Origin of the sequence: Streptomyces aureoversilis, assembly GCF_042657885.1 — a bacterium.
In the GTDB taxonomy this organism is placed as follows: Bacteria; Actinomycetota; Actinomycetes; order Streptomycetales; family Streptomycetaceae; genus Streptomyces; species Streptomyces aureoversilis.
Genome location: NZ_JBHSKJ010000084.1, coordinates 1 through 623, shown reverse-complemented (window position 1 = coordinate 623; position 623 = coordinate 1). Strand labels below are relative to the sequence as shown.

Annotated in this window: 2 protein-coding genes; one reads left to right on the top strand and one right to left on the bottom strand. The window is 69.2% G+C overall.

All coding sequences use genetic code 11. The features are described from left to right. On the bottom strand, positions 1 to 393 hold a 393-nt coding region (locus tag ACFPP6_RS36525), incomplete at its 3' end, for a flavin reductase (protein WP_382051152.1). Positions 394 to 422: 29 nt separating this feature from the next. Here ACFPP6_RS36525 and ACFPP6_RS36520 point away from each other — a divergent pair. Continuing rightward, positions 423 to 623 (top strand): helix-turn-helix domain-containing protein (locus ACFPP6_RS36520; protein WP_465269393.1); only part of this gene is annotated, 201 nt, incomplete at its 3' end.

Sequence of the window (623 nt, the reverse complement as noted above, 5' to 3'; positions counted from 1 at the left end):
CTGCAGCGCGCACTCGGCGACCCGCTGCGGCTTCACGATGTGGGAGTCGGCCGGGGTGAGCCCGGACGCGGCGCACTTGTCGGGCTCGTACCGGTACACCGCCTGCTTGCTCTCGGGCACCGGGTTGGCCCCGGTGAGCGGTGCCAGGCACTCCACCTGCTCCCACAGCTCCGGCGAGGCAACGTTGATCACCAGCTCGGAGCGCGCCGCAAGGCTGCGCGCGGTCTGGCTCTCACTGCCCAGGCCCAGGACGATGTGCTGTCCCAGCGCCCAGGCGGAGGAGATCGGGGCAAGGTTGAACGTGCCGTCATCGTTCTCGGTGGTTAGCAGGACCACGGGCGTGCCGAAGTAGAGGATGCTCGGCCGGACCACTCGGTGGGCGTCAGTCGTCATGCCTCAAACGCTAGGGGCGGGACGTTTCGATGTGCGTCGAAGCATCGGCTGACGACAATGGTGCTGTGATCAGCCCCGATATCTACGCCAAGGAACCGGACCTCGCCGCCCTGGGGGCGCTGCTGGCCGACCGCACCCGCGCCGCCTTCTGCCTCGCGCTGCTCGACGGCCGCGCATGGACAGCGACGGAACTGGCACAGCTCGCGGGGATCGCACCGTCCACAGCGACC